At 62.7% G+C, this 1,773-nt stretch carries 2 protein-coding genes and 1 pseudogene; 2 read left to right on the forward strand and 1 reads right to left on the reverse strand.

Annotated features, from left to right (window positions below):
- A pseudogene (locus BKD70_RS24955) lies at window positions 1-114 on the forward strand (TetR family transcriptional regulator); the annotation flags it as partial.
- Between the two features lie 135 nt (window positions 115-249).
- Window positions 250-1,260 carry a beta-N-acetylhexosaminidase gene (nagZ, locus tag BKD70_RS23180; protein WP_070415481.1) on the forward strand — a complete coding sequence of 337 codons (1,011 nt, stop codon included), beginning with the start codon at window positions 250-252 and terminating at the stop codon, window positions 1,258-1,260.
- 101 nt (window positions 1,261-1,361) lie between these two features.
- Here the strand turns inward: nagZ and BKD70_RS23185 are convergent.
- On the reverse strand, window positions 1,362-1,773 hold a 412-nt coding region (locus BKD70_RS23185; protein ID WP_139145819.1), incomplete at its 5' end, for a helicase-related protein.

A 1,773-nucleotide genomic window follows, 5' to 3' on the forward strand; every position in this document is an offset into this window, starting at 1 on the left:
GTGCCGTTCCTTGCCGCTGGCATGCGCGCCGAAACCGGCGTCACCGACCCGGCCATGGCCACCGCCCAGTTGCGCCCGCGCAGTAAAACCGTACCGGTCGCCGCCAAGGTTTGATCGCTGCGGGTGGGCGCGGTCGCTTGCATCCGCTAAGCTAGCCGCCATGCCGATTTCAGCTATTTATTCACAACCCGTCGTCCTTGCCCTGCCTGGCAGGGACCACGGGTTGTGTGCGTTATTTAAGGAAGGTTTATGACTGCTGCCCTGAAAGGTTCTTTGATGGTCGACGTCGCCGGTACCTGGCTCACGGCCGAGGATCGTCATCTGTTGCGCCAACCGGAAGTGGGCGGCCTGATCATTTTTGCGCGCAATATCGAGCACCCGCGTCAGGTTCGCGAATTGAGCGCAGCCATTCGCGCAGTGCGCCCGGACCTGCTGCTGGCTGTGGATCAGGAAGGCGGCCGCGTACAGCGTCTGCGCCAAGGCTTCGTGCGCCTGCCGGCCATGCGTGCGCTGGCGGATAACCCCAACGCTGAATACCTGGCTGAGCAGTGCGGCTGGATCATGGCCACCGAGGTGCTGGCGGTGGGCCTGGACCTGAGTTTTGCCCCCGTGCTGGACCTCGACTACCAACGCAGCGCCGTGGTCGGTACCCGTGCTTTCGAAGGCGACCCCGAGCGCGCTGCCGTGCTCGCGGGCGCATTTATCCGTGGCATGAACAGCGCCGGCATGGCCGCCACCGGCAAGCACTTCCCTGGCCATGGTTGGGCCGAGGCCGATTCCCACGTCGCCATTCCCAATGACGAGCGCAGCCTGGAACAGATTCGCGCCAACGACCTGGTGCCTTTCGCACGCCTGAGCAAGCAATTGGCCGCCGTGATGCCGGCGCACGTCATCTACCCGCAGGTCGATGCCCAGCCTGCTGGTTTTTCGCGTCGCTGGTTGCAGGACATCCTGCGCGGTGAGTTGCAGTTCGACGGGGTGATCTTCAGCGATGACCTGTCCATGGCCGGGGCCCATGTGGTCGGCGATGCGGCCAGTCGTATCGAAGCGGCGCTGACCGCCGGTTGTGACATGGGCTTGGTGTGCAATGACCGTGCGGCGGCCGAGCTGGCGCTCAGTGCAGCACAGCGGATGAAGGTCACGCCATCGGCGCGGATTGCGCGTATGCGTGGGCAGGCGGTTGCCTCGACGGACTATAAGCAGGACCCGCGTTGGCTGACAGCGCTTATTGCGTTGCGTGATGCGCAGTTGATCGACTGAAAACCGAAGCGCGGCCATCGCAGGCAAGCCAGCTCCCACATTTTGATTTGTGAATACATTCAGGTGTGGGAGCTGGCTTGCTCGCGAAGGCGGCCTAACAGTCAGCGCTTCTCTTGCTTGTTGGGCAACGGCGCAAACAACGCTTCAATCTCGTCATTGCCCAACTGCCAATCCCCCGTGGTTCGCCCATCCAGCACGCCCGCAGCCAGATCGGACTTCTCCTTCTGCAAATGCTGGATTTTCTCCTCCACTGTGCCCCGGGCAATCATCTTGTACACGAACACCGGCTTTTCCTGCCCGATGCGGTACGCACGGTCGGTGGCCTGGTTTTCCGTGGCCGGGTTCCACCAGGGGTCATAGTGGATAACCGTGTCGGCTTCGGTCAGGTTCAAGCCGACGCCGCCGGCCTTCAGGCTGATCAAAAAGATTTGCAGCTTGCCGCTCTGGAAGTCTTTCACTGGTGTACGTCGATCCCGGGTCTGGCCGGTCAGCAGGGCATAGGCAATGCCGCGC

The sequence above is a fragment of the Pseudomonas sp. BS-2016 genome, from assembly GCF_001806145.1.
Classification (GTDB): Bacteria; Pseudomonadota; Gammaproteobacteria; order Pseudomonadales; family Pseudomonadaceae; genus Aquipseudomonas; species Aquipseudomonas lundensis.

Coding starts and splice junctions, on each gene's coding strand:
- nagZ (WP_070415481.1), top strand. CDS start 250: ATGACTGCTGCCCTGAAAGGTTCTTTGATGGTCGACGTCGCCGGTACC.